Origin of the sequence: Streptomyces sp. RG80, assembly GCF_040446465.1 — a bacterium.
Lineage (GTDB): Bacteria > Actinomycetota > Actinomycetes > Streptomycetales > Streptomycetaceae > Streptomyces.
In genome coordinates this window covers 288,156-313,649 of sequence record NZ_JBEAAJ010000006.1, presented here as the reverse complement: position 1 = coordinate 313,649, position 25,494 = coordinate 288,156, and the positions used below count along the sequence as shown (strand labels likewise).

22 protein-coding genes are annotated in these 25,494 nt (G+C 71.9%); 9 read left to right on the top strand and 13 right to left on the bottom strand.

Annotated elements, in window-relative coordinates:
- Positions 1–22: 22 nt before the first annotated feature.
- Together ABKA17_RS22230 and ABKA17_RS22225 are read left to right on the top strand one after the other, a co-directional pair.
- Positions 23–3,019 (top strand): CHAT domain-containing protein, encoded by a 2,997-nt coding sequence (locus ABKA17_RS22230; protein WP_353693914.1) that lies wholly within the window; start codon positions 23–25, stop codon positions 3,017–3,019.
- A gap of 25 nt (positions 3,020–3,044) precedes the next feature.
- Positions 3,045–4,580 carry a tetratricopeptide repeat protein gene (locus ABKA17_RS22225; RefSeq protein WP_353693913.1) on the top strand — a complete coding sequence of 512 codons (1,536 nt, stop codon included), beginning with the start codon at positions 3,045–3,047 and terminating at the stop codon, positions 4,578–4,580.
- Between the two features lie 205 nt (positions 4,581–4,785).
- Here ABKA17_RS22225 and ABKA17_RS22220 read toward each other — a convergent pair whose 3' ends face one another.
- Positions 4,786–5,400 (bottom strand): dihydrofolate reductase family protein, encoded by a 615-nt coding sequence (locus tag ABKA17_RS22220; RefSeq protein WP_353693912.1) that lies wholly within the window; start codon positions 5,398–5,400, stop codon positions 4,786–4,788.
- Between the two features lie 156 nt (positions 5,401–5,556).
- Between ABKA17_RS22220 and ABKA17_RS22215 the strand changes: the two genes are divergently transcribed.
- Both ABKA17_RS22215 and ABKA17_RS22210 read left to right on the top strand, forming a co-directional pair.
- Positions 5,557–7,572, top strand: coding sequence for an alpha/beta fold hydrolase (locus tag ABKA17_RS22215; protein ID WP_353693911.1), 2,016 nt, complete (start codon positions 5,557–5,559; stop codon positions 7,570–7,572).
- Positions 7,573–7,654: 82 nt separating this feature from the next.
- Complete coding sequence (locus ABKA17_RS22210; RefSeq protein ID WP_353693910.1) at positions 7,655–8,197, top strand: GNAT family N-acetyltransferase; 543 nt, start codon at positions 7,655–7,657, stop codon at positions 8,195–8,197.
- A 10-nt stretch (positions 8,198–8,207) separates the two neighbouring features.
- On the opposite strand, the gene ABKA17_RS22205 is transcribed toward ABKA17_RS22210, so the two are convergent.
- Together ABKA17_RS22205 and ABKA17_RS22200 are read right to left on the bottom strand one after the other, a co-directional pair.
- The gene (locus tag ABKA17_RS22205; RefSeq protein ID WP_353694230.1) at positions 8,208–8,621 is read right to left on the bottom strand and encodes a DUF6234 family protein; all 414 of its coding nucleotides are present in this window, start codon (positions 8,619–8,621) and stop codon (positions 8,208–8,210) included.
- A gap of 124 nt (positions 8,622–8,745) precedes the next feature.
- Positions 8,746–9,858 carry an ABC transporter substrate-binding protein gene (locus ABKA17_RS22200; protein WP_353693909.1) on the bottom strand — a complete coding sequence of 371 codons (1,113 nt, stop codon included), beginning with the start codon at positions 9,856–9,858 and terminating at the stop codon, positions 8,746–8,748.
- 145 nt (positions 9,859–10,003) lie between these two features.
- Between ABKA17_RS22200 and ABKA17_RS22195 the strand changes: the two genes are divergently transcribed.
- The 3 genes from ABKA17_RS22195 to ABKA17_RS22185 all read left to right on the top strand — a co-directional run bounded on the left by ABKA17_RS22195 (position 10,004) and on the right by ABKA17_RS22185 (position 12,110).
- Positions 10,004–10,522 carry a GIY-YIG nuclease family protein gene (locus ABKA17_RS22195; RefSeq protein ID WP_353693908.1) on the top strand — a complete coding sequence of 173 codons (519 nt, stop codon included), beginning with the start codon at positions 10,004–10,006 and terminating at the stop codon, positions 10,520–10,522.
- A gap of 69 nt (positions 10,523–10,591) precedes the next feature.
- Entirely contained in the window at positions 10,592–11,191 is a 600-nt protein-coding gene (locus ABKA17_RS22190) for a cysteine hydrolase family protein (protein ID WP_353693907.1), read from the top strand.
- A 10-nt stretch (positions 11,192–11,201) separates the two neighbouring features.
- The gene (locus ABKA17_RS22185; protein ID WP_353693906.1) at positions 11,202–12,110 is read left to right on the top strand and encodes a GlxA family transcriptional regulator; all 909 of its coding nucleotides are present in this window, start codon (positions 11,202–11,204) and stop codon (positions 12,108–12,110) included.
- Positions 12,111–12,193: 83 nt separating this feature from the next.
- Here ABKA17_RS22185 and ABKA17_RS22180 read toward each other — a convergent pair whose 3' ends face one another.
- The 8 genes from ABKA17_RS22180 to ABKA17_RS22140 all read right to left on the bottom strand — a co-directional run bounded on the left by ABKA17_RS22180 (position 12,194) and on the right by ABKA17_RS22140 (position 22,570).
- The gene (locus ABKA17_RS22180) at positions 12,194–13,120 is read right to left on the bottom strand and encodes an L-tyrosine/L-tryptophan isonitrile synthase family protein (protein ID WP_353693905.1); all 927 of its coding nucleotides are present in this window, start codon (positions 13,118–13,120) and stop codon (positions 12,194–12,196) included.
- A gap of 115 nt (positions 13,121–13,235) precedes the next feature.
- Positions 13,236–14,435 carry a cytochrome P450 family protein gene (locus ABKA17_RS22175; RefSeq protein ID WP_353694229.1) on the bottom strand — a complete coding sequence of 400 codons (1,200 nt, stop codon included), beginning with the start codon at positions 14,433–14,435 and terminating at the stop codon, positions 13,236–13,238.
- 48 nt (positions 14,436–14,483) lie between these two features.
- A complete protein-coding gene (asnB, locus tag ABKA17_RS22170; RefSeq protein WP_353693904.1) occupies positions 14,484–16,310 on the bottom strand; it encodes an asparagine synthase (glutamine-hydrolyzing) in 1,827 nt (608 codons plus the stop codon).
- Positions 16,311–16,323: 13 nt separating this feature from the next.
- On the bottom strand, positions 16,324–17,706 hold the full coding sequence (locus ABKA17_RS22165) for an MFS transporter (RefSeq protein WP_353693903.1): 1,383 nt from the start codon (positions 17,704–17,706) through the stop codon (positions 16,324–16,326).
- A 283-nt stretch (positions 17,707–17,989) separates the two neighbouring features.
- Positions 17,990–18,793 carry an ABC transporter ATP-binding protein gene (locus ABKA17_RS22160; RefSeq protein WP_353693902.1) on the bottom strand — a complete coding sequence of 268 codons (804 nt, stop codon included), beginning with the start codon at positions 18,791–18,793 and terminating at the stop codon, positions 17,990–17,992.
- Complete coding sequence (locus ABKA17_RS22155; protein ID WP_353693901.1) at positions 18,790–19,860, bottom strand: FecCD family ABC transporter permease; 1,071 nt, start codon at positions 19,858–19,860, stop codon at positions 18,790–18,792. The genes ABKA17_RS22160 and ABKA17_RS22155 overlap by 4 nt, the downstream gene beginning before the upstream one ends.
- A gap of 2 nt (positions 19,861–19,862) precedes the next feature.
- Positions 19,863–20,936, bottom strand: coding sequence for an ABC transporter substrate-binding protein (locus ABKA17_RS22150; protein WP_353693900.1), 1,074 nt, complete (start codon positions 20,934–20,936; stop codon positions 19,863–19,865).
- A 926-nt stretch (positions 20,937–21,862) separates the two neighbouring features.
- Positions 21,863–22,570 (bottom strand): SDR family NAD(P)-dependent oxidoreductase, encoded by a 708-nt coding sequence (locus ABKA17_RS22140; RefSeq protein ID WP_353693899.1) that lies wholly within the window; start codon positions 22,568–22,570, stop codon positions 21,863–21,865.
- A 101-nt stretch (positions 22,571–22,671) separates the two neighbouring features.
- Here ABKA17_RS22140 and ABKA17_RS22135 point away from each other — a divergent pair, with 101 nt between their 5' ends.
- The gene (locus ABKA17_RS22135) at positions 22,672–23,514 is read left to right on the top strand and encodes a helix-turn-helix transcriptional regulator (RefSeq protein WP_353693898.1); all 843 of its coding nucleotides are present in this window, start codon (positions 22,672–22,674) and stop codon (positions 23,512–23,514) included.
- 118 nt (positions 23,515–23,632) lie between these two features.
- Positions 23,633–24,217, top strand: coding sequence for a TetR/AcrR family transcriptional regulator (locus ABKA17_RS22130; protein ID WP_353693897.1), 585 nt, complete (start codon positions 23,633–23,635; stop codon positions 24,215–24,217).
- 27 nt (positions 24,218–24,244) lie between these two features.
- Here the strand turns inward: ABKA17_RS22130 and ABKA17_RS22125 are convergent, their stop codons facing one another.
- Both ABKA17_RS22125 and ABKA17_RS22120 read right to left on the bottom strand, forming a co-directional pair.
- Positions 24,245–24,721, bottom strand: a complete 477-nt coding sequence (locus ABKA17_RS22125) for a tautomerase family protein (protein WP_353693896.1) — start codon at positions 24,719–24,721, stop codon at positions 24,245–24,247.
- 84 nt (positions 24,722–24,805) lie between these two features.
- Complete coding sequence (locus ABKA17_RS22120) at positions 24,806–25,480, bottom strand: PaaI family thioesterase (RefSeq protein WP_353693895.1); 675 nt, start codon at positions 25,478–25,480, stop codon at positions 24,806–24,808.
- Positions 25,481–25,494 lie beyond the last annotated feature (14 nt).

The following is a 25,494-nucleotide window of genomic DNA, read 5'->3' as shown; positions in this document are numbered from 1 at the left end:
TGGCCGACGGGAAGCGGGGGCGATGGCGCTTCAGTTGCGTGACGAGCTCACCCGCGCGCTGATGGCGCGGGTAAGCCTGTTCACCGCCACGATGGACCGGGACGCGGTGCTGGATCCCGAAGCGCTGCGGCAGGCGACGGCGTTGATGGCCTGCGTCGCCGACCCCGCTCGCGACCCGCAGGCCGTCGCCGCTGTCGCCGGACTGTACCGGGCTCGATCCCTGCTGCTCACGGGCGAGGCCGCCGAGGACGCGCTGCTCTTGGCGCAAGCCCTGGATGCCCTGGCCGGCCCGGGAGACGACGAGGAAGTCCTGGACGACCTGCCGGACGAGCCCGTCGAACAGACCTGGGCACGCGTGGCCGAACTCGACGGCCGAGCCGCCCTGTTGGAGCAGGAGGCCGTCGATTCGCCGGGCGATTCCGAGGTGCTGGCGCGGGCCGAGGCAGCCGCCCGGGCGACGGTGAGCGCGGCGCCCCGGGCCCTGTTGCCGCAACGCGCCTCGGCCCTGCGGCGGCTGGGCAGCATCCTGCGCCTGCGCTACGAGGCCCGAGGCAACCTCACCGACCTCGACGAGGCGATCCAGGTGCTCCGCGAGGCCGAAGTGGCCCATGGTAGCGGGCATCCCGAGCGCGGCGCGCTGGCCACGACCCTCGGGGTGGCGCTGCGGCTGCGGTACGAGCGGACCAATGCGCTGGGCGATCTGGAGGAGGCGGTGCGCTTCGGGCGGGTGGCCGTGGCGGTGGCCGACGCCGATCGCCGCGCGGCCGTCGAGGGTGCCGACGGGGCCGAGCCGGACCCGAACTGGGCCGGCTGCCTGCACAACCTCGGTATCGCGCTGCGCCTGCGCCACGAGCGCCTGGGCGAACCGGCCGACCTGCGGGAATCCCGGCGGCTGGGACAGGAGGCGGCCGCGTCGGCCGCGCCCGGGCACCCCGGGTTCGGCATGATCCGCCTGGGCCTCGGCAACGCCGCGAGCGGCGAGGAACGCATCGCCGCCTACGAACAGGCCCTGGCCGGACTTCCGCGCGGGGACCCCGCACGCCCTCGCATCCTCGGCAGTCTCGCCGATGCCCTCACACAGATCTGGGTCCAAGAGGGCTCCCCCTCCCCTTCCCCCGCCTCCCCGTCCTCCCCCTCCCTCTCCTCCGTCGCCACCCGCGCCAGAGCCCTGCTCGACGAGGCACTCGCCGCCGTGCCGGACGACCATGGAGACCGGGCCCAACTGCTGTATCTGCGCGGCCGATTACTGACGGCGAGGATCTTGCGGACCGGGACGGCGCTCGGCGGCGTGAACACGCGGCATCTCGACGAAGCCCTCCACTGCCACCGTGCCGCCGCCACGCACCCGGCGGCTTCGCCACGCGTGCGGCTTTGGTCCCTGACGCACTGGGCCAACCTGGCCATGGTCGCGGGCGATGTGCGGCAGGCCGCGCGGGCCTATGGGGACGCGGTGGCGCTGCTGCCCGTCCTCACCCCGCGCAACCTCACGACCGCCGACACCGAGCACACCCTGACCGCGCTGTCCGGTCTGTCCAGTGACGCCGCGGCCTGCCACCTGGCGGCCGGCGAGCCGGAACAGGCCCTGGCGCTGCTGGAGTTGGGCCGCGGGGTACTCCTGGGGCGCGGGCTCCAGGGCCGCGACGACATGTCCGAACTCACCCGGCAGGACCCTCACACCGCTGAGCGCCTACGCACCCTGCGCACCGCACTGGACACCCCGGTCCCCACCCACGGTGACCGCCCCTCGGACGGTGCCACCGCCGCGGACGTCCGGCACGTCCTCGCCGGGGAATGGCACGACCTCCTCGCCGAGATCCGCACCACCCGGCCGGGATTCGAGCACTTTCTCCAACCACCCCCGGTACCCGACCTGTTGAAGCAGGCCGCCGACGGACCGATCGCGGTCGTCAACGTGAGCCGCTTCCGCTGCGACGCCCTGCTGCTCACCCGCACCGGGTTACGTGTGGTCCCGCTGCCCGCCCTGACTCTCGACGAAGTCCGGGGCCTCAGCGAGAAGTTCCTCACCGCGCTGCGCGAATTCACCGACCCGGAACGGGACTTCCTTGCGGACCCCGACCGGCAGGACATCCTCGACCTGACCCTGCGCCGACTCTGGGACACCGTGGCGGCCCCGGTGCTCGACGCGCTGGAGCCCGACGCCTGGCCCGGCGCACACACGCCACGGCGGCTGTGGTGGGTGCCCACCGGACCGCTCACCGTGCTGCCGCTGCACGCGGCGGGCCACCACCGTGAGTCGGGACGCCCGCAGCCCCGCACGGTCCTCGACCGGGTCGTCTCCTCGTACACCCCCACCGTGCGGGCCCTCGCGCACACCCGTAGCCGCCCGGCACGCACCCATGGCCGGGCGCCGAAGGACGAGAGGCGCTCCCGTCTCCTGCCTCGCCGCGCCGGTTCCGTCACGCCCGGCCGTTTCCTGGTCGTCTCCGTCCCCGGGGCACCGGGCAGCGGCAGTCTGGAGCGGGCGGCCGAGGAGGCCGACCTGCTGGCCCGGACTCTGACCGGCGCGCGGCTGCTGGACGGCACGCACGCCACCCGCGGCCGGGTGCTCGAGGAGATCCGGCGCCATGACTGGCTGCACTTCTGCGGCCACGGCGTGACCGAACCCGACAGCCCCTCCCGCAGCCACCTGCTGGTCCACGACCCCGCCGACCAGCGTCTGACGGTCGCCGACATCTCCCGGCTCGACCTGCCCGGCGCGGAACTGGCCTATCTGTCCGCCTGCGGCACCGCCGGCACCGGGACCGCCCTCGCCGACGAGGCGCTGCACCTGGCGAGCGCCCTCCAACTCGCCGGCTACCGCCATGTCGTGGGCACTTTGTGGGAGACCGACGACGAGGTCGCGCTGGACCTCGCGGCGAGAACGTACGCGGCGCTGGGGGCGCCCGAGCCGGTGGCAGCACGTGCCGCCCACGCCCTCCACACCGCCGTACACGCGCTACGCGACCAGTACCGGGACAGCCCGTGGTTCTGGGCCGCCCATGTCCATGTAGGCGTCTGAACGCGGCAACGGGGAGGGGCAGCGGATGAGGATGTGGAAGAGACGCGGCGAGAGCGGGGGCCGGGAGCACGCGGTCGAGATGGCCTACCGGTTCGATCACGCCATCTCCGAGGATCTCGCGCGCGAGGCCGCCGAGAGCGGCAGCCCGCAGGCCATGACCGTCTACGGCATCGGCCTCGGCGACCTGGGCCGGACCGACGAGGCGACGCACTGGCTGGAACAGGCCGCGCAGGCCGGTGATCCGCTCGCCCCGGCCGCCATGGCCACGCTCCACTGGGACCGTCAGGACGCCGCCCGTGCCGTCCACTGGCTGCGCATGACCGAGACCACCCAGGGGGCGCTGGACGCGAGGATCTCCCTGCTGCGGGTATGGGCCCGCAGCACCGTCCCCTTCGACCGGCCGCCCCGCCCGGCCGGCACTCCCACGACCGACGCGCAGAAGGGGCGGGCCGCGGAGCGGGGCGGCGGGCTCTCCCCCGCCGACTGGGAGGAGATCCGGCAGAGGCTGGGACCTCAGCTGTCGGAGGATCCGCGGATGCTGTGCCTGGTGGATCCGGTCGCCATGGAGGCCGAGGCATGGTTCACCGCCGCGGCCGAGACCGCGCGACTCGGCGTCGGCGACACCCTGGACGGGCTGAGCCCCACCCCCGACAACTGGCCGGTGCTGAAAGAGGTCTTGAGCCCGGACGACGACATGCCACCGGAGCACCGGCTGGCGGTGGGAGCCCTCGCCGCGCAGGCCGGAGACCTGGCCGCGGCGGAGGAGTGGTTCGCGGCGGCCGCCCGCGGTGGTGACCCTACGGCGCTGCTGTACCGGGCGGAGGTGCACCGCGACCGGCACGGCATGCAGCGCGCGGACCCGTACTTCAAGGCCGCCTCGGACGCGGGCAGCCCGCAGGCCCAGTACGCGCTGGGCCACTGGTACGCCGAACGCGGCGACCATCACGGCGCCGAGCGCTACTACCGGCTGGCGGCCGACGCCGGATACACCGACGCCTGGCTCAATCTCGGTGTGAGTCTGCGCCAACTCGGCAGGCTCGACGAGGCCGAGCGATGCTGCCGCCGCGCCATCGAGCTGGGCGAGGTCGCCGACGGCTGGAACAACCTCGGCAACCTGATGCGCCAGCGCGAACGGATGGGCGAGGCCGAGCAGTGCTGGGCCAAGGCCGCGGCGGCCGGCAGCGGCCCCGGCATGACCAGCCTGGGCGTCTGCCACTTCGGGCGCGGCGAGGCGCAGGAGGCGGAACGGCTCTTCCGCGAGGCCGCGCAGACGGGCGACCCCACCGGCATGCTCAACCTGGCGACACTCCTCAAGCAGACAGGCCGGATGGCGGAGGCCGAGGTCTGGCTACGACGGGCGGCGACCGGAGCGACTGCCAGCACGACGCCCACCACGGCCACTCCCACCCCGCCCGTCGAGGGCACCCTTGAAGGCGCCCCACCGCCGCGAACACCCACCTCCGACCGCGACGCCGTCGCCCAGTGGCTGTCCGGGAGCGAGGCCGCCGGAGACCCGGCCGTACAGGAAGCCCTGCGAAGGCTGCGGCGCGACGAAGGATGACGGTGACCGTCTGCGGCGTCCGCGCCTACGTGAGGACCAGCTCACCCTCCATGGCTCACCGGCGCGAGCGCCGCGAACCCGCCGACGAGCAGGACGAACACGGTGAGCGCCAATCGTGCCCTGACGTTCTTCAGGAACCTAGGCATGCGGACTCCTCTCCCCGGCGTTCGACCAACGTAGCGCTGTGATCAGGACGTGGACAGGGTCACTTCAGGAAGCGGTACTTCAGGTGGGTGGCCAGGGGTGTGTCGACGACCCTGGCCACTTCGAGGGTCCGTCGCCCGGCGTCCGGTCCTCCGAAGAGTCGTAGGCCGTCTCCCAACAGCGCTGGCACCACGTGCAGTTGGAGTTCGTCGATGAGGTCCTCGTGGAGGTACTGCCGGACCGTGCTCGCGCCGCCCGCGATGTCGACGTTCCGCTTCCCGGCCGCGGCCTTCGCCTGCTCGAGGGCGCTGTGGATGCCGTCGGTGACGAAGGTGAAGGTGGTGCCGCCCTCCTTGACGAGGGTCGGTCGGGGGCGGTGGGTGAGGACGAAGACCGGGGTCCTGAAGGGCGGGTTGTCGCCCCAGAACGCCTCGCCGGTGTCGTACATCATCCGTCCCATGACCACCGCGCCGGTGGCGTCGAACCACTCCCGCATCAGCTCGGAGTCACGGTTCTCCTCCCCGCCGCTCATCCCCTGGCGCTCCCGCCAGCTCGCCAGGTTGTGGATCCACTCGAAGAGCGGTTCGGCGCCGTCGCCTCCCGGATTGTCGAGGGTGACGTCGGTGCCGGCGATGTAGCCGTCGAGGGAGATGGCCAGATCCGCGGTGACGGTCACGATGGGGTACTCCTCAGGTCTCGGGACACTGTCTTCACTCTCGCGTCGATCGGGAACCGGCGCATTCGACAGGGCCGTGGATCGAATCTGCGTCCCCTGGTGAATGGCAGACAACCCCTTTGTCGTGGGCAAGGCCCGGTGGGCAAGATGATCGCCATGACGAAAGCCTCGGCGGACGCCGCCGCCTTCCACGACTTGCTCGCCGCGCAGCCCCGGCCGACCGCCCTGGCCCTGTCGCCCGACGGAAGGCGCTTGGTCCTGTCGGTGCAGTCGGTCGACGAGCGGGGGACCGCGCGGGTGTCGACGCTCTGGGAGGTCGACCTCTCGGGCCGGGGCGAGAGCCGGCTCGTCGACCGGTCCGGGGAGGGGGACTCGGCCCCCGCGTTCGCGGCCGACGGGACGCTGTGGTTTCTCTCCGACCGGAAGAACACGGACACCACCGCCGGTGAAGGCTCCGCCGGACAGGGTGCGTCGTTGTGGGCGTCGTCCGAAGGCGCCGAGGCCAAGCAGATGGTCCAACACCCCTGGGGCATAGCCGCCTTCACGATCGCGGCGAGGGCCGACACGGTCGCCTACACCGCGGATTTCCTGCCCGGCGCGACGGACACCGCGGCGTACGCCGCAGCGCGCAGGGAGCGCCAGAACTCCATGGTCGACGCGGCCCTGTACGACGAGACCCCGGCAGCCGACTGGGGCACGGCCCTCGGACCTGACGAGCCGCACACGTTCGTCGTGCACTCCGGCGGACCCGAGGTGCGGGCGGGCAGCCAGGGACCGGCAGGCTCCGCGGACATGGCACTGTCACCGGACGGATCGTCGGTGGCCTACACACGGGGCGCGACCGCTCGTACCCCGGACACCAACACGGTGGTGATCGCGGACGCGGCCACTGGCGCCCCCCGTCACATCCTTTCGCGCCCCGGGCATCAGTACTACGGCCTGGCCTTCACGGCTGACGGCTCGAAACTGGTCTGCCAGCGCCAGTTGGAGGAGACCTACGACACCGACTGGGGCGTCACGCTGGTCGCCTTCGACGTACGCTCCGGCGAAGAGACCGACCTGCTGCCGGAGTTCGACAACTGGCCGTGGCCCGGACGTGCGGTCCTCTCCCCGATTCCCGGGGACACCACCCTGTGGTTCACCGGGGACGAGCAGGGGCACTGCCCGGTCTTCCGCCGCGACGCGGACGGCACCGTGACCCGCCTGACCGCCTCCGGCGGCTACGACTCGCTCTGCGTGACACCCGACGGGACCACCCTCTACGCGCTACGCAACGCGATCGACAGCCCGCCCCGGGTGGTCCGGCTGGACGCCGTCACAGCCGATCAGGAACCGGACTTCCTCGACGCCCCGGGCGACCTCCACCCGCTTCCCGGCACCCTGACCGAGGTACGTGCCGAGGCGGACGACGGCTTCCCGCTGCGCGGCTGGCTCGTCCTGCCCGAAGGTGCCTCGCCCGAGCACCCCGCTCCCCTGGTCGTCGTCCCGCACGGTGGCCCGCAGGGGTCCTGGAGCACCTGGACGTGGTCGTGGAACCCCTGGCCGTTCGCGGCCCGCGGTTACGCCGTGCTGCTGCCGGACCCGGCCCTGTCCTCCGGCTACGGGCCACGGATGCAGGAACGCGGCCGGGGCGAGTACGGCGGACAGCCCTACCGTGACGTCATCGCGCTGACGGACGCGGCACTGGCCCGCGCCGAGCTCGACGCGCACCGTACGGCCCTCGCCGGATGGTCCTACGGGGGCTATCTGGCCAACCGGGCGGCGACCCGGACCGACCGTTTCAAGGCGCTCGTCTCGGCCGCCGGGATGTGGAACCTGGAGGTGTTCCAGGCCGACACGGACCTGCACGCCTTCTTCCGGAAGATCTTCGGCGACCCGCGGACACAGCGCGAGCGGTACGAGGCCAACTCGCCGCACCTCGACGCGGCGAGGATGACGACACCCATGCTGCTCGTGCACGGCGGCAGGGACCACCGGGTGCCGATGGGACAGTCCCTGAGCCTGCACAGCGATCTCCAGCGGCTCGGAGTGCCGGTCAGATTCCTGCACTTCCCGACCGAGGGCCACGACATCGAGGCACCGCACCACCTGCGGCTCGTGTACGAGACGGTGCTGAGCTTCCTCGACCATCACGTCCTCGGACAGGAGTGGCGACGTCCCTCGATGCTGTGACCGATCCGGTGCACGCTCAACGCGACCGAGGCGACCGCATATTTGGTTGCCGCGCGCCGGTCCGGCCGGATAGGAATCTCGCATGCTTCGAGGCAGCAAGGTCGGGCTCAGGGCCCGGCACGAGGACGACATCCCGATCCTGCGGGCCGAGCTCTACGACGACGTCGTCAACTCCTCGCGTGCCGAGAGCGGGCCGTGGCGGCCGGTCTCGCCCGGCTCGAACGATCCGCGGCTCGTGGTGGACGACAAGCAGCAGGGCAGCGTCCCGTTCTCCGTGGTGGAGCTGGCCGGCGGCACACTGATCGGCACGGCGACGCTGTGGGGCATCGACACCCACAACCGCCTCGCGCACATCGGACTGGGCCTGCTGCCGTCCGCCCGCGGCAACGGCTACGGCACCGACGTGGTCGCGGTGCTGTGCCACTACGGTTTCACCGTACGCGGCCTCCAGCGCCTCCAGATCGAGACGCTGGCGGACAACACCGCGATGCTGCGCTCCGCCGAACACAACGGCTTCGTCCGCGAGGGCGTGCTGCGCTCCGCGGCCTGGGTGCTGGGCGAGTTCCTGGACGAGGTGATCCTCGGGCTCCTCGCCCAGGACTGGAAGCAGGACCCGAAGAGCTAGGTCGCCGTCGTCACGGGCCCGGTGGGGCGCACGGCACCCCGGCCTTCGTCGGGCAGGTGGGCAGCGCGGGCGGGTGGGCGCGGTCGTACTGCTGGTCCCAGGCGGAGATCGTGAGCGTCAACGCGACGGCTGCCACCAGCAGTTGTGCCGCTCCCGCGAACGGGTGCGCCGAGCGCAGGAAGCCCGCGGCGACCACGAGCACGGCCAGGGTGAACCCACCGAGCCACACGACCGGCACCCAGTCCATCGGAGGTGGTCCGGCTCCCTCGTCCGTGTCCCCCCATCCGCGAAGCGACAAGGTCAGTGCGAGAAGAACGAAGACCGGAATCTCCACGAGCAACGCGATCAGGACCAGGCAGCCGCCAGTGAACCCATCGCCTCGAGAGCCGGAGAGCCGCTCGGACCGGTGACCGTCGTCGGGCATGCGCGTCAGGGGCGAACTCGGCTCGAAGCTCATGACCCCACGCTCGCACGGCAGATCGTGCGCAGCGCGCCGGTTCACCGGGCCGAGGCCAAGTCGTGGCTGGGCCGGTCCAGTTCAGTTCACTTCAGCCGGAGTGCAGCACCCGGAAACGACCGGGCCGCGCGGGGTCCCGGTCCACGACCTGGATCGGCGCGGAGGCCCACTGCCACACGTTGATGCCCGGCACGCGGGAGAACTCGATCCGCCCGCGGGTGCCCTCGACGGCGACGCGTGGCCAGGCCTCGGCGACGCGCGCCCGGTCCGGGCCGTGCGTGCGCAGCGCGTCGGCGAGGACGGCGATGGTGTCGTAGCCCTCGAAGGCGACGAAGGAGGGGCCTTCGCCCAGCCGCTCGCGCAGGGCCTCCTCGACACGGGCGCCGAGTGGGGTGAGGTGGTCGGGGAGGTAGCGCAGGAAGGGGACCTCGGCGCCGTCGTCGCCCAGCAGCGTCGCCCACTCCGCGAGCTCCGGCTGCCCGGCGGGAGCGCCGATCAGGATGTCGCCGAGTCGTCGGTCGCGGCGGACGGAGCGGACGATCGGTACGGCCGGATCCGGGTGGCCGACCAGGAGCAGGAGGGCCGTGGCCTCGCCGTCGAGGAGTTCGTCGCACACGGTGGCCGGGGTGAGCACGCTCATGTCGAGTTCGATGAGTGTGGCGCCGCGCGGAGTGAGGTGGTCCCGCAGAATGCGGGTCCCGGCGGCCCAGTAGACGCTCGGCTGGGCGGCCACGGCGATCCGGCGGTGCCCGGCGCCCAGGAGGAAGTCCGCGTAGACCCGCCAGCCTCGGGACTGTGGCGGGGAGAGGCGTGCGACCCATGGGGTCGGCTGTTCGGTGAGCGTGTCGAGCACCGCCGACGAGCACAGGTACGGCAGTCCGAGGGCGTCGGCTCTGGCGGCGGCCGCACGAGCCACGACGCTGTGGTACTCCCCCACCACAGCGGCCACGCCCAGCCCGGCCAGTTCGTCCACGGCCGCCTCGGCCCGCTTCGGATCAGCAGCGGTGTCCCGGACCAGCAGCTCGAGGGGCGCTCCGGCCATCCCGCCGGCGTCGTTCACCTCGCCGGCGGCCAGCTCCAGGCCGGTGAGCAGGTGCCGTCCGGACTCGACCCAGCCGGGCCGGGACAGCGGAGCGAGAACGCCGATCCGGACGGATGATCCGTGAGTCCGCCGCGTTCCAGAGGGCGATGAGGGCGTGATCATGCCGGTCATTGCATCCACCACGGTCACCGACGAGCAACCGATTATCCGCGAGCCCCTGGCCACCGGGCGGCCGCGGCCCATTGTCAGACCCGCGTGCCAACGTGGAGGCAGGACAAGTGGCACACCTCGAAGGAGGGGCCGGGTCATGGCCGATGTGGACGCACAGTTCCTGCGCGGTCTGTTCGACGAGGAGGGCAGCCTGCACACCGCCGGTCGCACGGCCCTGTACCGGCTGTACGGCCCCGAAGGCCTGCTGTACGTCGGCATCACGATCTGCCCGCTCACCCGTATACGCACCCATCTGCGCGAACAGCCCTGGGGATCGGGCGTCATCGCCGTCCGGATCGACTACCCCGAGGATCCGGAGGCGGCCGAACGCCGAGCCGTCCGCGCCGAACACCCGCGGCACAACGTCGTCTTCAACGGGCCCGTCCCTCCCCCGCTCCCCGATCCCGCCTCCCCCCTCAGAGCTCGACTCGGCGTCGAACGGCGCCGGCTGCTGGAGCTCGAGGACACCGTGCCCGAATCGGCTTCCCATCTCCGCCTGCTCAATCGCGCCCTCGCCGCGAAACGGCGCAGGATCGCGGAACTCACCGAGGATGTCGAGGCGGCCGAGGCCGCGGCTGCCCCTCTCCCGCCACAGCCGCGCAGGCGTCCCGGGTGACCGGATCGGTCCGCTGCCGGACCCGATGCGGTCTGTCGTCACTCCGTCCGCGCGGACCAGGCTTGGTGCATGACCCGAGCACTGATCGTCATCGATGTCCAGGAGTCCTTCCGCGCCCGACCGCTGTGGGAGGCCATCTCCGACCCGAAGATCGCCGACAAGGTGAACCGCCTGGTCAGGCTCGCCCGCGAGGCCGGGGACCTGGTGGTGTGGGTGCTGCACTCCGAGCCCGGCAGCGGCGACGCCTTCGACCCGGCCCTCGGCCATGTCCGGTTGCTGGAGGAGCTGGAGCGCGCCGGCGGCGAGCCCCTGATCCACAAGACCTCGCACAACGCCTTCACCACGACCAACCTGCAACAACTCCTCACCGAGCGGGGCGTCCGCGAGCTCACCGTCTGCGGTATCCGTACCGAGCAGTGCGTGGAGACCACCGCCCGTGTCGGGAGCGACCTCGGGTACCAGGTCACGTTCGTCGTCGACGCGACCGCGACGAACCCGATTCCGCACCGCGACGCGCCCGCCGACCAGAGCGTCGCCGAGCTGCTGGCCGACCCGCGCACCCTGTCCGCCGAGGAGGTCGTCCGACGGACCGAGTACGTCCTGGCCGGACGCTTCGCCACCATCGCCACGGTCGAGGAGCTGGAAGCGAGGGCGGACCTTCCGGCATGATGACCGAATCGTGAGCCACGTCGTCTTCTTCCTGGTGCCCGGAGTCCATCTGCTGGACCTGGCCGGCCCCGCGCAGGTCTTCTCCACGGCCGGCGACTTCGGGCACCCCTACACGCTCTCCTACGTCGCCGAGCGGCCGCAGATCATTTCCGCCCAGGGGCTGCCGCTGGTGGCCGACCTCGACTGGCCCGAGCTCGGAGCCCAGGACCTGATCGTGGTGCCGGGCTGGCGGGCGGTCACCCTGGCCGCCTCGCCCGCGATCGGCGCCGTCTCCCTCCAGGTCCTGCGCGACCATCACGCCGCGGGCGGGACGGTGGCCAGCGTCTGTGCCGGGGCCGAGGCGCTCGGACAGGCCGGGCTCCTCAAGGGGCGGCGCTGCACCACGCACCACGACGTGCAGGACGAACTCGCCCTGCGCCATCCCGGGGCGCAAGTGGTCCGCGATGTGCTGTTCACCGCCGACGACCGGGTGATCACCTCGGCCGGCATCGCCAGCGGCCTGGACCTGGCCCTGCATCTGGTCGCCGGCCGGCACGGCCCCGCCGTCGCCGCGCAGGTCGCCCGGGACATGGTCGTCTACGCCCGCCGCAACGGCCACGAGCCGCAGTCCAGCGCGATGTTCCGGCACCGCTCCCATCTCGACGACACCGTGCACCACGCCCAGGACCTCATCGACACCCGTTTCGACGAGCCACTCCCCCTGCCCGCCCTGGCCGCGGCGGTCGGCGTCAGCGAACGCACCCTCACCCGCCTGTTCACCCGCGCCACCGGCCTCACTCCGCTGCGCTACCAGCAGACGCTCCGCGTCGAACGCGCCCAGCACCTCATCAGCCACGGCGCCACGGTCGACGCGGCCGCGCGCTCGGTGGGCTTCGCGGACCCCCGCATGCTGCGCCGGCTCCGCGCACGGACGGAATGAGGGCGAGCGCGCCTGCGGCAAGGTGCCGGACGCGGGTGGCTGCGGGTGGGTGCGGGCTGATGCACGCGGATGCGGGGGGTGCATCAGGTCTCCTCGAAGTGGTCCGGTCTTCCGTCGAGGTGCACGAGCCGGCCGAGTGCGGCGGCCCGGTCCCGGGGCATCAGCGTCCAGCCGCCGTCGGCGCGGCGCAGCGCGGTCGAGTGCCAGGGCGTGGTCCAGGCGTCGGGTGCGTCGAGGAGGCGGATGCCGAACTTCGGGGCGCCGATCGGCTGGGGGTGGATGGACAGGCGTACCGCCCGCGGGTGGTGCTCGGCGATCAGGTCGCCCCAGGCGCGGCTGCGCTGGATGACGCCGTACGCGCGCTGTCGGCAGGCGCGTTGCAGGGCGGAGCGGGTGCCTGCCCAGTGGGCGGTGTCCTCGACGAGGAAGCGGGTGATGCCGCGGTAGAGGGCGAGGGCGCCGGCGTCGGTACGGATCTCGGTGCGCAGGTCTGCCTGGGCGGGGGCGTAGCGGTCGTGGACGTGCGCGCGCTTCGTGGCGTGGTCGAGGTCGCCGAGGACGTCTCGCAGGTCGAAGACGGAGAGTCTGGTCAGTGCCGATCCGGCTATGAGCGAGCGCAGTTCGTCGGCGTAGGCGTCGATGTGCTCGTCGGGGACGTGGACGAGGTCGCCGAAGACATGGCCGTCGGAGCAGATGGTCACCTGGGCGCCCGGCGGGTAGATCCGCTCGATCTCCGTGCACAGGGTGTCGAGGAAGGCGATGGAGAGGCGTTCGCCCTGGTCGGGGAGGTGGCCCAGGACCTTGGCGGGGTTCGGGGACTTGCAGGGGAAGCCGGGCAGGGTGAATCGGATCGGCGCCCCGGCCTGTACGAAGTCGGCGATGCGGCGCAGTTGGTGGGGAAACGCCTCGGCGGGGGCCGCGCGCGTGGGGTCTGTCGTGCGGTGGTGGGGCAGGAGCAGGTCGAGGATCGCCGTGCTGATGCTCTTGGGGCGGGCGGTCGTCAGCGGCATGTCGTTCCTCCGGAGGGCATGACGGCATGGCGCCGTGGCGGGTGGTGGCCGCGCCCGGCGCCGTCGGGTGGAGTGGGTCGGACGGTCGGCTTCGCCGGTCGGTCCTACGGCGGTGTCAGCGGCGTCGGTCGTAGCCGACGGGCAGCTGGTTGGTGCCGCGGCCGAGGACGGCCGGGATCCACTGGATGTCCTCGTCGTCGATGGCCAGGTGGAGGCCGGGGAGGCGGCTGAGCAGGGTGCCGAGGGCGATCTGGAGTTCGGCGCGGGCGAGGGCGGCGCCGGGGCAGAAGTGGATGCCGTGGCCGAAGGCGAGGTGGGGGTTGGGGTTGCGGTCGAGGTCGAGGGTGTCCGGGGCGGGGAAGCGGCGCGGGTCGCGGTTCGCGGCGCACAGGGAGACGATCACCGAGTCGCCGGCCGGAACCTCGGTGCCGTGCAGGTCGCTGTCCTTGTCGAAGAAGCGCCAGGTGGTCAGTTCGAAGGCGCTGTCGTAGCGGAGGAGTTCCTCGACCGCGCGGGGCAGCAGGTCCGGGCTGTCGCGCAGGCGGGTCAGCTGCTCCGGGTGGCGGAAGAGCGCGATCAGGGCGGTGGTGATCTGGTTCGTCACCGGTTCCTGTCCCGCCACCAGGAGCTGGAAGATCATCGAGTCCAGCTCCTCCTGGGAGAGTTCGCGTCGGTCGCGGGCGACGACGAGCCGGCTGAGAAGGTCGTCCTCCCAGTGGTCCCGCTTGTGGGTGACGACCTCGGCGATGTAGCTCTGGAGGCCGTGCAGGCGGGCTTCGTACCGCGGTCGTCCGGGGTCCGTGGGGCCGACCGGCTGCACGACCTTGCCCCAGTCCCGGTCGAAGCGGGCCGCCAACTCCTGGGGCAGGCCGATGACTTCGGCGAGGACCTGGAAGGGGAAGCGGGCGGCGAAGCCCGCTACGAGGTCCGTCGGCCCTGTCTCCGGCAGCTCGTCGATCAGGGCGTCGGCCAGTTCCTGGAAGCGCGGGCGGAGCTGTTCGACACGGCGCGGGGTGAACGCGTCGGTGACGAAGCGCCGCATGTGGGTGTGCCGGGGCGGGTCCTGGTGGAGGAGGTGGACCTGGAGCTGGGAGTGCTGCGGCTCGGGCATGATCGAGGCGCGGGCCCGCCAGCGGTCGTTGCCCCGGTCGTGGTTCTTGCCGAGGCGGTCGTCGCCCAGGGCGGCCTGGGCGGCGTCGTAGCCGGTGACCAGCCATGCCCGCACCCCGCTGGGGAAGAGCACGCGGTGGACCGGGCCGGCCTCGCGCATCTGCTCGTACAGGGGGTAGGGGTTGGCCTTGTAGGGGCAGCCCATCAGCGGGACTGCGTCGATCGCGGGTTCCTGGATGCTCAAAGCAGCTCCCTACAGGGCGAGTTCGGGTTGGTGGTGGTCGAGCCAGAGGGCGAGGTCGACGACGCGTTCGAGGCGTAGGCGGTGGCCCCACTCCAGTCGGTCGGGTGGGGTGTCCAGGCAGGGCTTGAGGAGGGTTTCGTCGGCCAGGGCGCGGACCTGTTCGGTGGCGAGGGCGTCGCGGGCCATGTTCTGCAACCCGCGGTTGTAGTCGGGGTGGTGGGTGGCGGGGTAGTGGTTCTTGGGCCGCCACAGGACCGAGTCCGGGGCCAGGCCGGTGCCGGCCGCGCGCAGCAGGCTCTTCTCCCGGCCGTCGTGACTCTTCAGGGACCAGGGGGTGTTGAAGGCGTACTCCACCAGCCGGTGGTCGCAGTACGGGACGCGGACCTCCAGTCCCTGTGCCATGCTCAACCGGTCCTTCCGGTGCAGGAGTTGGCGCAGCCAGCGGGTCAGGGACAGGTGCTGCATCTCGCGCTGCCGGTGCTCGACGGGGGTCTCGTCGTCGAGGTGCGGTACGGCGGCCAGGGCGCTCGCGTAGGTGTCGGCGCGGAACTCGCCGATGCGCAGGTCGAGTTCGGGGTTCATCGGCATCGCGGCCTCGTCCCCGGTCACGAGCAGCCACGGGAAGGTGGCGGCGGCCAGGGCTTTCGGGTTGTGGAACCAGGGGTAGCCGCCGAACACCTCGTCGGCCGCCTCGCCGGACAGGGCGACCGTCGAGTGCCGCCGTATCTCCCCGAACAGCAGATACAGCGAGGTGTCCATGTCGCCCACGCCGATCGGCGAATCGCGGGCCGCGACGACGGCCCTGCGGTGCTCGGGGTCGAGCAGGGCGCGCGGGTCCAGTACGACCGTGCTGTGGTCGGTGCCGATGAAAGCGCCCGCTTCGACGGCGTAGGGGGTGTCGTGGCCCGTCCGCAGGACGTCTCCCTTGAACCCGGCGGCCTGGTCGCTGTAGTCGACGGCGTACGAGCGGATGCGCGCGTCCGGCCCTTCCCGTACCCGGAGTTCGTCGGCGAGCAGCGCGGTCAGGAGGGTGGAGTCGAGGCCGCCGGACAGCAGGCTGCACAGGGGGACGTCGGCCTCCAGTTGACTGCGGGCGGCTGTGCCGACCAGGTCGTGGATCCGCTCGACGGTCGTCTCCTGGTCGTCGGTGTGGGCACGGGCCGCCAGCTGCCAGTAGCGGTGCTCGCGGATGCCGTCCCGGTCCAGGACGAGCACGGCGCCCGGTTCGAGCTCCCGCACGCCCGACCACACCGTCGGCCCGGTGTTGAACAGCAGGCTGTACGCCTCCCGCAGGCCGTCCGCGTCGACGCGGGGCCGGATCTCCGGGTGGGCGAACAGTGCCTTGGGCTCGGAGGCGAAGGCCAGGCCGCCGTCGATCGCGGCCCAGAAGAGTGGCTTGACGCCGAGCCGGTCGCGGACGAGCAGCAGGCGCTGCGCGCGTTCGTCCCAGACGGCGAAGGCGAACATGCCGTCCAGGTGTTCGGCGACCGCCTCGCCCCACTCCTCGTAGGCGCGCAGCACGACCTCGGTGTCGCTGCGGGTGCGGAAGACATGGCCTCGGCCGCGCAACTCGTAGCGCAGTTCGTGGTGGTTGTAGACCTCGCCGCTGTAGGTGAGCACGATGCTCGGCTCGTCGGGCCGGTCCGTCATGGGCTGTGTGCCGCCGTCGAGGTCGATGACGGCGAGGCGGCGGTGGCCGATCGCCGCCCGCTCGCAGAGCCGGACACCGCCCGCGTCCGGGCCGCGTGGGGTCAGCGAGGCGGTCATGGCCTCGATGACCGGCCCCTGGGTTCGGGCGTCGTGGTGGAAGGACGCCCAGCCGGTGATTCCGCACATGGGTGACTCCTGTTCAGGCGGGGACGGGCTTCTCGGGGACGGTCGCGGGTCGTCGGACCGGCATCGCGATAAGGGGTACGGCGAGACAGGCGGCGACGGCCGCCAGGGCCAGCGCCGCCCGGGCACCGTCGGCGAGGCCCCAGGCGGTGGTGGCGAGGGCCGGGCCGAGGGTGAAGCCGAGGCTCCGGGCGAGCTGGACGGTGGAGCCGAGCGTGGCGATCCGCTCGGGTGGGGCGGCGCCCATGACGAGAGCCTGGGTGGGGCCGCCGTTCAGGCCCATGCCGAGGCCGGCCAGCGCCAGTCGCCAGGCCACGTCCGGTGGCGACCAGCCATCGCTCAACGGGACGAGCAGGAGCAGCCCGACCGCGGTGAGCACGGCACCCGTGACGGCGACCGGTCGAGCGCCGTGGAGGTCGGCGAGGCGGCCGCCCAATGGTCCGGCCAGTCCCATGGCGAGCGGGAAGGCCAGCACGGTGAGGCCGGTCGTCGTGGCGCTGAGTCCGTCGTCACGCTGGAGGTGCAGGGCGACGACGTAGTGCATGGCGGCGAAGCCGGTGGCGAGGGCCAGCACCGCACCGTGCGCCGGGTAGAGCCCCGAGGAGCGCAGGGCGCCCGTTACCGGACGGCCACCGGGGCCCCGCAGCCACCACCACACGGGCGGGACCGCGACGGCCCCGAGCCACAGCCACTTCGGGGCGTCCGCGGCCAGGGTCGACGCCAGCAGCAGCGTGGCCACACCGGTGCCCACCAGCACGGCGTCCACCGTCGAGCGACGGTCCGGGCGGCGCAGTCGGCCGTCCCGGGGCATCGCTCTCCGGACCACCGTCAGGGCCAGCAGACAGAAGGGGATCTTGACCAGGAACACGGCGTGCCAGCCCAGGTGGTCCAGCAGCAGCCCTCCCACGGCCGGTCCGGTCACCGCGCCCAGCGGGCCCAGGGTCGCGGGCACGCTCATCGCCCTTCCCCGCAGCTCCGGCCGTACCGAACGCATCGCGAGCACCGGCATCAGCACGAACAGGGCCGCCCCGAACGCACCCTGCGCGAGCCGGGCGGCGATCAGCCAGGCCGCCCAGGGCGCTACGGCGGCCAGCGCGCCGCATACCGCGAACCCGGCGGTCGAGGCGAGCACGGCGGCACGTGTCCCCACACCGTCCAGCCACCGTCCGGCGGGCAACAGCAGTGCGACCACGGGCAGTTGGTAGGCGAGCACCGCCCACTGGGCGGTCGCGGCCGACACGTCCAGTCCGTCGGCGATGTCCGCGAGGGCCACGTTGACGATGTTCATGTCGAGCATCGCCACGAACGCCAGCAGGCCCGCCACGGCCACCAGCGGCCAGCGGTCCTCACCCACGGACATGTGGCCGGGCCGTTCCGAGCCGGAATAGCGGTGCGTCACCCGTCCGCCTCTCACTGTCGTGGGCGGGCTACCGGACGGCAGCCTCGTCCCACAAGTCGGCGCGATGTCAGGGTGAGTTCCCGTGCGCTTACGACTTTGTGGCTGCTGTGCGAAGTTGCGCTGCGCCATGGACCAGAAGCGGTGCCGCGTCACCGGGGTGAGCTGTGAGCACTGCGCGGCGAGTATCGGGGAAGAGGTCATCGAGGTACCCGGGGTGTGGGGTCGTGCTCGCCGGTCGCCGCATGCTGCCGCTCCGGGCCGGGCAGGGGTGGCCCGGCCCGTGTCATACCGCGGCCCGTCTTTCCCCGGCCGCGTCGGCCGGGGTGCGGTGGTCGAAGGCGATCAGCGGGTCGCCGGTCAGCGGGTGGTCGACCACGGCCGCCCGCACCCCGAACACCTGCGCCATCAGCTCGGGCGTCAGGACGTCACGCGGCGGCCCCGAGGCGACCACGGCGCCCGCGTGCAGCACATGCAGCCGCTCGCACACCGAGGCCGCCGCGTTGAGGTCGTGCAGCGACACCAGGGTCGTACGACGATCGGCGCGCAGGAGTGCCAGGAGCTCGACCTGGTGCCGGACGTCGAGGTGGTTGGTCGGTTCGTCCAGCACGAGGATGTCCGGCTGCTGGGCGAACGCCCTTGCCAGCAGGACACGTTGGCGTTCACCACCGGACAGTTCCGTGAAGCGGCGTCCGCTGTGGCCGGCCATGCCGACGTCCGCCAGGGCGCGGGCGACGATGTCGCGGTCGTCGGCGTCCTCCCCGGCGAAGGCCCGTTTGTACGGGGTGCGGCCCATCGCGACGACCTCGCGGACCGTCAGCTCGAAGTCGTCGCCCCGCTCCTGCGGGAGCGCGGCGACATGCCGGGCCGACTGGACGGGGGTCATCTCACGGAGGTCGGCGCCGTCCAGCAACACCCGTCCGGCCACCGGCTTCAGATGCCGGTAGACGGTCCGCAGCAGGGTGGACTTACCGCTGCCGTTGGGCCCCACGAGGCCCGTGATCTCGCCCTCGGCCGCCATCAGACGCGCACCCGCCACGACCGTACGGCCCGCGTAGGCGACGTGCAGGTCCTCGATGTCGATCCTCAACTGCCGCTCCCCAGGCGCCGGTCCAGCAGATACAGCAGGGCCGGAGCCCCGATGAGCGAGGTGACGACACCTACCGGCAGCTCCTGGGTGTCCATCGCCGTACGGCAGACGATGTCGACGACCACCAGCAGCAGCGCGCCGAACAGCGCCGAGACGGGCAGGAGCCGTCGGTGGTCGCCGCCCAGCACCAGACGGCAGACGTGCGGCACCATCAACGCGACGAAGGCGATCGCACCCGACACCGCGACGAGGACTCCGGTCAGCATGCTGGTCACCGTGAACAGTTCGCGGCGCAGGCGGGTGACGTCGATGCCGATGCCGGCCGCCGTCTCGTCGCCCATCAGCAACGCGTTCAGGCCCCGGGCACGGGCCTGGAGCCAGAGTCCGGCGGCGGGGACGGCGATCGCGGGCACGGCGAGGAGTTCCCAGTTCGCGCCGCTGAGGCTGCCCATGAGCCAGAACAGCACGCTGTGCGTCTGCTGCTCGTCCCCGGCCTGGAGCACCAGGTAGCTGGTGAACCCGGACAGGAACTGGCCGATCGCCACCCCGGCGAGGACCAGCCGCAGTGGTGCGAACCCTCCGCCGCGCCGGGCCACCGCCCACACCAGGGCGAACGTCGCCAGCGCGCCGGCGAAGGCCGCCCCCGACAGTCCCAGCCCCAGAGCCCCGCCCGCCCCGAGGCCGAGCACGATCGCCGCGACCGCCCCGAGGGAGGCGCCGTTGGAGATGCCCAGCAGATACGGATCGGCCAGCGGGTTGCGCACCAGTGCCTGCACCGCCGTACCGACGAGTCCGAGCCCGGCTCCGACGAGGGCCGCCAACAGGGCGCGGGGGACGCGGAGTTGCCACACGATGAGGTCGTTCGTGCCGGGGCGCGGCGCCTCGCCGGAGAGCCGGCGCCACACCACGCCCCACACCTCTCCGGGCGGGATGGACGTCGAGCCCCAGGCCACGGCCGCGGTCAGCGCGGCGAGCAGTGCCACACCGAGGGCCAGGGCCAAGGGCCCGGCGCGCAGCGTGCGCGTCTTCGGGGACGCGGCCGTGCGCCGCAACAGCGTTGCGGCCACGGTCAGTTGACCTTGCCGGGGTAGAGGGTCTCGGCGATCGTCTCGACGGTGTCGGCGTTCTCGACCCCGGCGATGGTGGTCTGCTCGGAGCCGATGCGCAGGAAGTGGCCCTCCTTGACCGCGGTCAGGCCCTTGGTCGCCGAGTCGGACTTCAGCCACCGCTCGGCCTCGTCGAAGGCCTTGTCGTTGGCCGCCTCGCTGCCCCGGTTGCGGACACCGAGCTGGATCCAGTCCGGGTTCTTCGCGATCACGTCCTCCCAGCCGACCTGCCGGTAGTCGCCGTCGCAGTCGGCGAAGGCGTTGCGGGCACCGGCCAGGGTGATCACCGCGTTGGCGACCTGACGGTTGCAGACGACGAAGGGCTGCTTGGTGCCGGCGTCGAAGTCGAAGAAGAAGTACGTCGGCCGCTCGTTCTCCGCCGTGGAACCGACCGCCTTCTGCACGGCGTCCACCTTCTCCCGCATCCCGGCGACGAGTCGCTTCGCCTTGGCACCCGTGCCGGTGACCGCACCGAGGGAGGTGATGTCGGCCTCGACCGCGGACAGGTCCGTCACCGCGCTCTTGCTCTGCGCCGCGCAGGCGGTGGACTTCAGGTAGATGTGCTTGATCCCGGCGGCCTTGAACGCCTCCTCGGTCGGGGCGTCGCCCGTCCCGGCGCCCATGTCCATCGCGGCGAAGGTGTCGATGTACAGGTCGGCGCCGGAGCCGAGCAGCTTCTCCTTCGGGATGACGGTGTCGCTGAGCACCTTCACCTTCCGGGCCCGCGCGTCCAGGTCGGCGGGGAGCGTGCCCTCGCCGGGCGGGAACCCGGTGCCGATCACCTTGTCGCCGGCGCCGAGGCGCAGCAGCAGTTCCAGGCTGGAGGCGTTGCTGGTGACGATCTTCCCAGGAGCCTTCGCGAACGTGGTCTCGGCGCCCGTGCAGTCGGTGACGGAGACCGGATAGGCGCCGGAGACGGCCTTCCCGGCGTTCTCCTCATCCGCGGTGTCCTTCTGCTCGCCGCCGCAACCGGCCGCCAGCAGACCGCCCAGCACGACGGCCGCCGTACTGCTCCACACACGAGAACGACAACGCATCGAACAACTCCCGGATCCACTCGGTACACGGGCGAGCCTCCGTCACCCGGTCCAGTAGTCGGGTCGAAGGCGCCCTGAGTTCCCGCCGAGTTGGAGACGGGAGCTCAGGTTGAGCCGATGTCCCCGGACGTCAGGCCAGGTCGGCGAGGTCTTCCTCGGTGAGGGCGATGTCGACTGCGGCCATGTTCTCCTCCAGGTGGGAGACCGATCCGGTTCCGAGAGGTACTGCACGCCCTGGGCGCGGACACACGCTTCCAGGCCGGCATGCGGGTGGGCGAGTTGGGCCTGACCCACAGGTAGCCAGGCCCTCGCCCGGGCCGCGGCGGGTCAGTCGTCGAGGATCGGCGTCGGCGCGGGCAAGGGTGACGGGGAGGGAACGGGAGCAGGGGCGGCGGAGGCTGAGGCGGTCGCCGAGGGGCAGTCCGGCGGCATGGGCAAGTCCGCCGCCCGGCCTGGGAGTCGGGTCACCGACAGCACACCTGGTGTGGTGACGAGCGTGGCGGCCTGCGGGCCTGTGAGACGGGCGGTGAAACGATCAGGCTCGGTGCCCGCGATGTCACCGAGCCGAACGGTGTACACACCGTCGTCGTAAGCCCGTCGTTCGGTCGACGCCGGAGCTTGGAGCGGCGCCGCTCTGGTCTGCGCGACGACGAAGGCGAGTACCAAGGCCGCGACGAGGACAGAGGTCAGCAGTGCGGCGACCGCACGGCCATTGCCTTGTTTCTTTGTCAATTCCGGTCCAGAGATGGTCTGTCCGATGTGCCGTACGCCCCGGTGGTGTCCGTGCGGGACGTCGGCGGATCGGCGAGGTGGGGGAAGACGGTCTGGAGTGTGGGGTGAGCCGGTCCGGCTACGGGGCCCTCGACACCGCTACAGCGCAGGCCGTGAACGACGGTTGGCGACGGGCCGTCCGTGCCGCTGCGGCCTCACCAGGGCAGCGCGCCCTCGGTGTCGAAGTAGCCGCCGGTCGGACCGTCGGGGCCCAGCTGCGCCATGCGCACGATGATCTCGGCGCCTTCCTCGACGGAGTGCATGCCGGTGTGGCCGTTGAGGTCCGTCTTCGTGAAAGCGGGCGCCACGGCGTTGATCCGCATGGCCGGGAAGGCCTTCGCGTAGTGCGCGGTCAGCATGTTGACCGTGGCTTTCGAGGCCGCGTAGGTCATGCCCGGGTAGCGGTGGGCCGGATGGTCCGGGTCGGAGACGTAGCCGACCGAGCCGAGTGCGCTGCTGAGGTTGACCACGACCGGTGCGGCCGAGCGTCGCAGCAGTGGGAGGAAGGCGTGGGTGACACGGACGATGCCCAGGACGTTCGTGTCGAGGACGGTCCGCATCTGCTCGGCGGTGACATCCGCGGCGCCTGCCACGCTGTTGCCCTCGCCCCGGACCTCGATGCCGGCGTTGTTGACGAGTACGTCGAGCCCGCCGTCGGCCTCGATGGTCTTGGCGGCGGCTTGGACGGAGGCGTCGTCGGTGACGTCGAGCCGGACGAACCGGGCGCCGAGCTCATCGGCGGCGCGGCGCCCGCGCTCGGCGTCCCGGGCACCGACGTAGACGATGTGGCCTGCGGCGACGAGGCGGCGGGCGGTCTCGAAGCCGAGCCCCTTGTTCGCTCCGGTGATCAGTGTTGTGGTCATGTCGCCACAGTCCCGCGCGGTCTGACGGACAGCCAGAAGACTCCGCTTCCTGGGACTGCCAGTACCAGGCACATGCCCGGCCGTCGGTGTTCACTGAGGCCATGACCGCGACCGAACTCGGACAGGCTCTACGGCGCTGGCGCGACCGCATCTCCCCCACCACGGCCGGACTGCCCCTCGGCGGACAGCGGCGGGCGTCCGGGCTGCGGCGGGAGGAGCTGGCCCTGCTGGCCGGGCTCTCGGTCGACTACGTCACCCGCCTCGAACAGGGCCGGGCGACCAACCCTTCCGATCAGGTCGCCGAGGCCCTGTCACGGGCGCTGCGGCTCACGGGAGACGAGCGGGCGTATCTGTTCGGGCTGGCCGGGCTGGTGCTCCCGGGCCCCGAGGTGGTGCCGACGTACATCCCGCCCAGCGTCCTGCGGCTGCTGGACCGACTGGTGGACACACCGGTCGCGGTCACCGACGCCGCCTTGACGCTGCTGATGGCCAACCCGATGTACCAGGCGCTGTTGGGCGACACGTCCGGCGCACGGGGCCTCGAACGCAACGGGGCGTGGGGCGTGTTCCTGGGACCGTCCACCCGGATCCGGCACACGCCGGAGGAGCAGCGCGTCCTGGAGATCGGCATGGTGTCCGAGCTGCGGTCCGCCGCCGCCAGGTTTCCCGCCGACCGTCAACTACGCCGGCTGATCAGCGAGTTGCGGGCGGGCAGCGAGCGGTTCGCCGAGCTGTGGGAGGCGGGTGTCGTCGGCAGTCTGGAGGTCTCACGCAAGACGATCGAGCATCCGCAGGTGGGCCTGCTGACCCTGGACTGCAACGTGCTCCGGATGGACGGCAGTGGCCTGCGCATCCTCGGCTACTCGGCCGAGCCGAGAAGCGAGGACGCCGAGAAGCTGGAGCTGCTGGCGGTGATCGGTACACAGAGCCTGGCTGCCGAGTAGTACCCACCCGGGCCGCTCCCCCAACACGTCGAGCTTCGCCTCCCGACCTCGCGATAGACTATCTCGCGATAGACTATGACGATTGTTATAGGAAGTGGGACCGGAAGGGGCCTCGCAGGTGAGCAAGTCCAGCCCGTCAGCGCGTGAGCGGATCGTGGCCGGCGCGGCCGACATGATCAGTCGGCGCGGCCTGAACGCGACGAGCATCCGCGAGATCGCCAAGCACGCCGAAGCGCCGCTCGGGTCGACGTATCACTATTTCCCCGAGGGCAAGCAGCAGTTGACAACCGAAGCCGTCCGCTACACGGGCGAGTGGACCGCTCGCAGCCTCCGCGCGGAACTGCGAGCGGGTCCGGCAGCCGGACTGCGGGCCTTCCTCGCGCTGTGGCGCAAGATCGTCGTCGACAGCGACTTCCGGGCCGGTTGCCCCGTGCTCGCGGTCTCCATCGAGGAGTCAGCGATCGACGAGATGCCGGCCACCCTCGCGGCCGCCGCCGACGTCTTCGCCACGTGGGAGAGGCTGCTCGCCGACTCCCTGCGCGAGCACGGCGCCGAGCCCGATCAGGCGGCGCAGCTCGCGACGCTCGTCGTCGCTGCCGTCGAGGGAACCGTGGCCATGTGTCGCGCCAAGCACAGCACCCAGCCCCTCGATCACACCGCCGACCAGCTCCAGGCGCTCATCCTCGCCGCGATCAAGGACTGAGCCGAGCCCCGCTCGACACCCGCGCTTTCACGCGCCCAGCGCGGCTCGGACCGCCTTGACCCTCTCCTCCGTGAAAACCCCGCTCTCCAGCAACGGCAGGATCGACAGCACGCCACCCGAGGAGCCCCAGCTGCCCTCGTCGATCACCCGGAAGTTGACCCACCAGGCCGGCGCCGGCCGCTCCAGCCCGCAGGCCGCCGCCAGTGCGGCCAGGACGCGTTCGATGACCTCGGCGCGCACCTCCGACTGCCAGGCGGCGTCCATGACGGCGAGGTCGATCACCATCACGTCGAGTTCCTGGTCGGCGTCCGCCAGCAGCCTGCCGCCGATGGCCATCATGTCCCGCTCGCGCTCGACGAAGTGCACCTGGAACCCGGCCCGCGCCGCCGGGACGGGCTGACCCACCTCGGGCACCAGCACCGCGTCGGTCAGCGTCTCGGCCAGCTCGCGGCGCTGCTCCAGGCTCAGACGGCCCTTCGGCGCGTTCACGGTGATGATGGTCACGGCATCCTCCTATGACAGTCGTTATAGACCTCAGGCTACACGCTTCCATAACGACTGTCATAGGAGGCCGGACAAGCCGAGCCGTCAGGCGATCGGCAGGCTCGGGAACAGCGCGCGGGCACGGTCGGGGTCCGGAGACACGAAGACGCCGTCCGCTGCCACCAGAACCGTGGCGTGGTCCTCTTCCGTGGTGATGACGCCGCCTACCGAGATCCTTCGGTCCTCGACCCCGGCGACCTGGGCGAACGCACGCAAAGGCGTGTCCAGGGGAACGGGGCGGTGATAGCGCAATTGCAGCGAGACCGCCATCGCCGGCATCCCGGCGACGACGCAGGCCCAACCCATCAGCTCGTCCAGGAGCATGGCGCTCATGCCGCCGTGTCCGTAACCGGGCGGGCCTTCGTGCGCTTTGCCGAGGACGCAGGTTCCCGCCACTCCGCCGTCGGCCGGTGTGTAGGTCATGGGCGGCGCGAGCGGGCTGCCGGCACCCGTGACAGGGCTGTACATGCGCACCCCTCCCGGGAACTCGTCCACCGACGGGATCTCCGCGCGAGCGCGGCGCCGCCCGGTCAACTTCCCGGTGAGGCTGCGGACTTCGTCCGTCACACGGTGCAGGGTGTCCGGCGAGGCCGCGGTACGCACAGTGGCGTCGACCAGGGCCCGCAGCTCATGGCCCAGTGCGGCGATCGCGGCCCGTTCACGTTCTGGTTCCTGGGAGTTGTTCGCGACCGACCGCGCCCCGCCCCCTCTCCGCCCCACCGGACCATGGGACC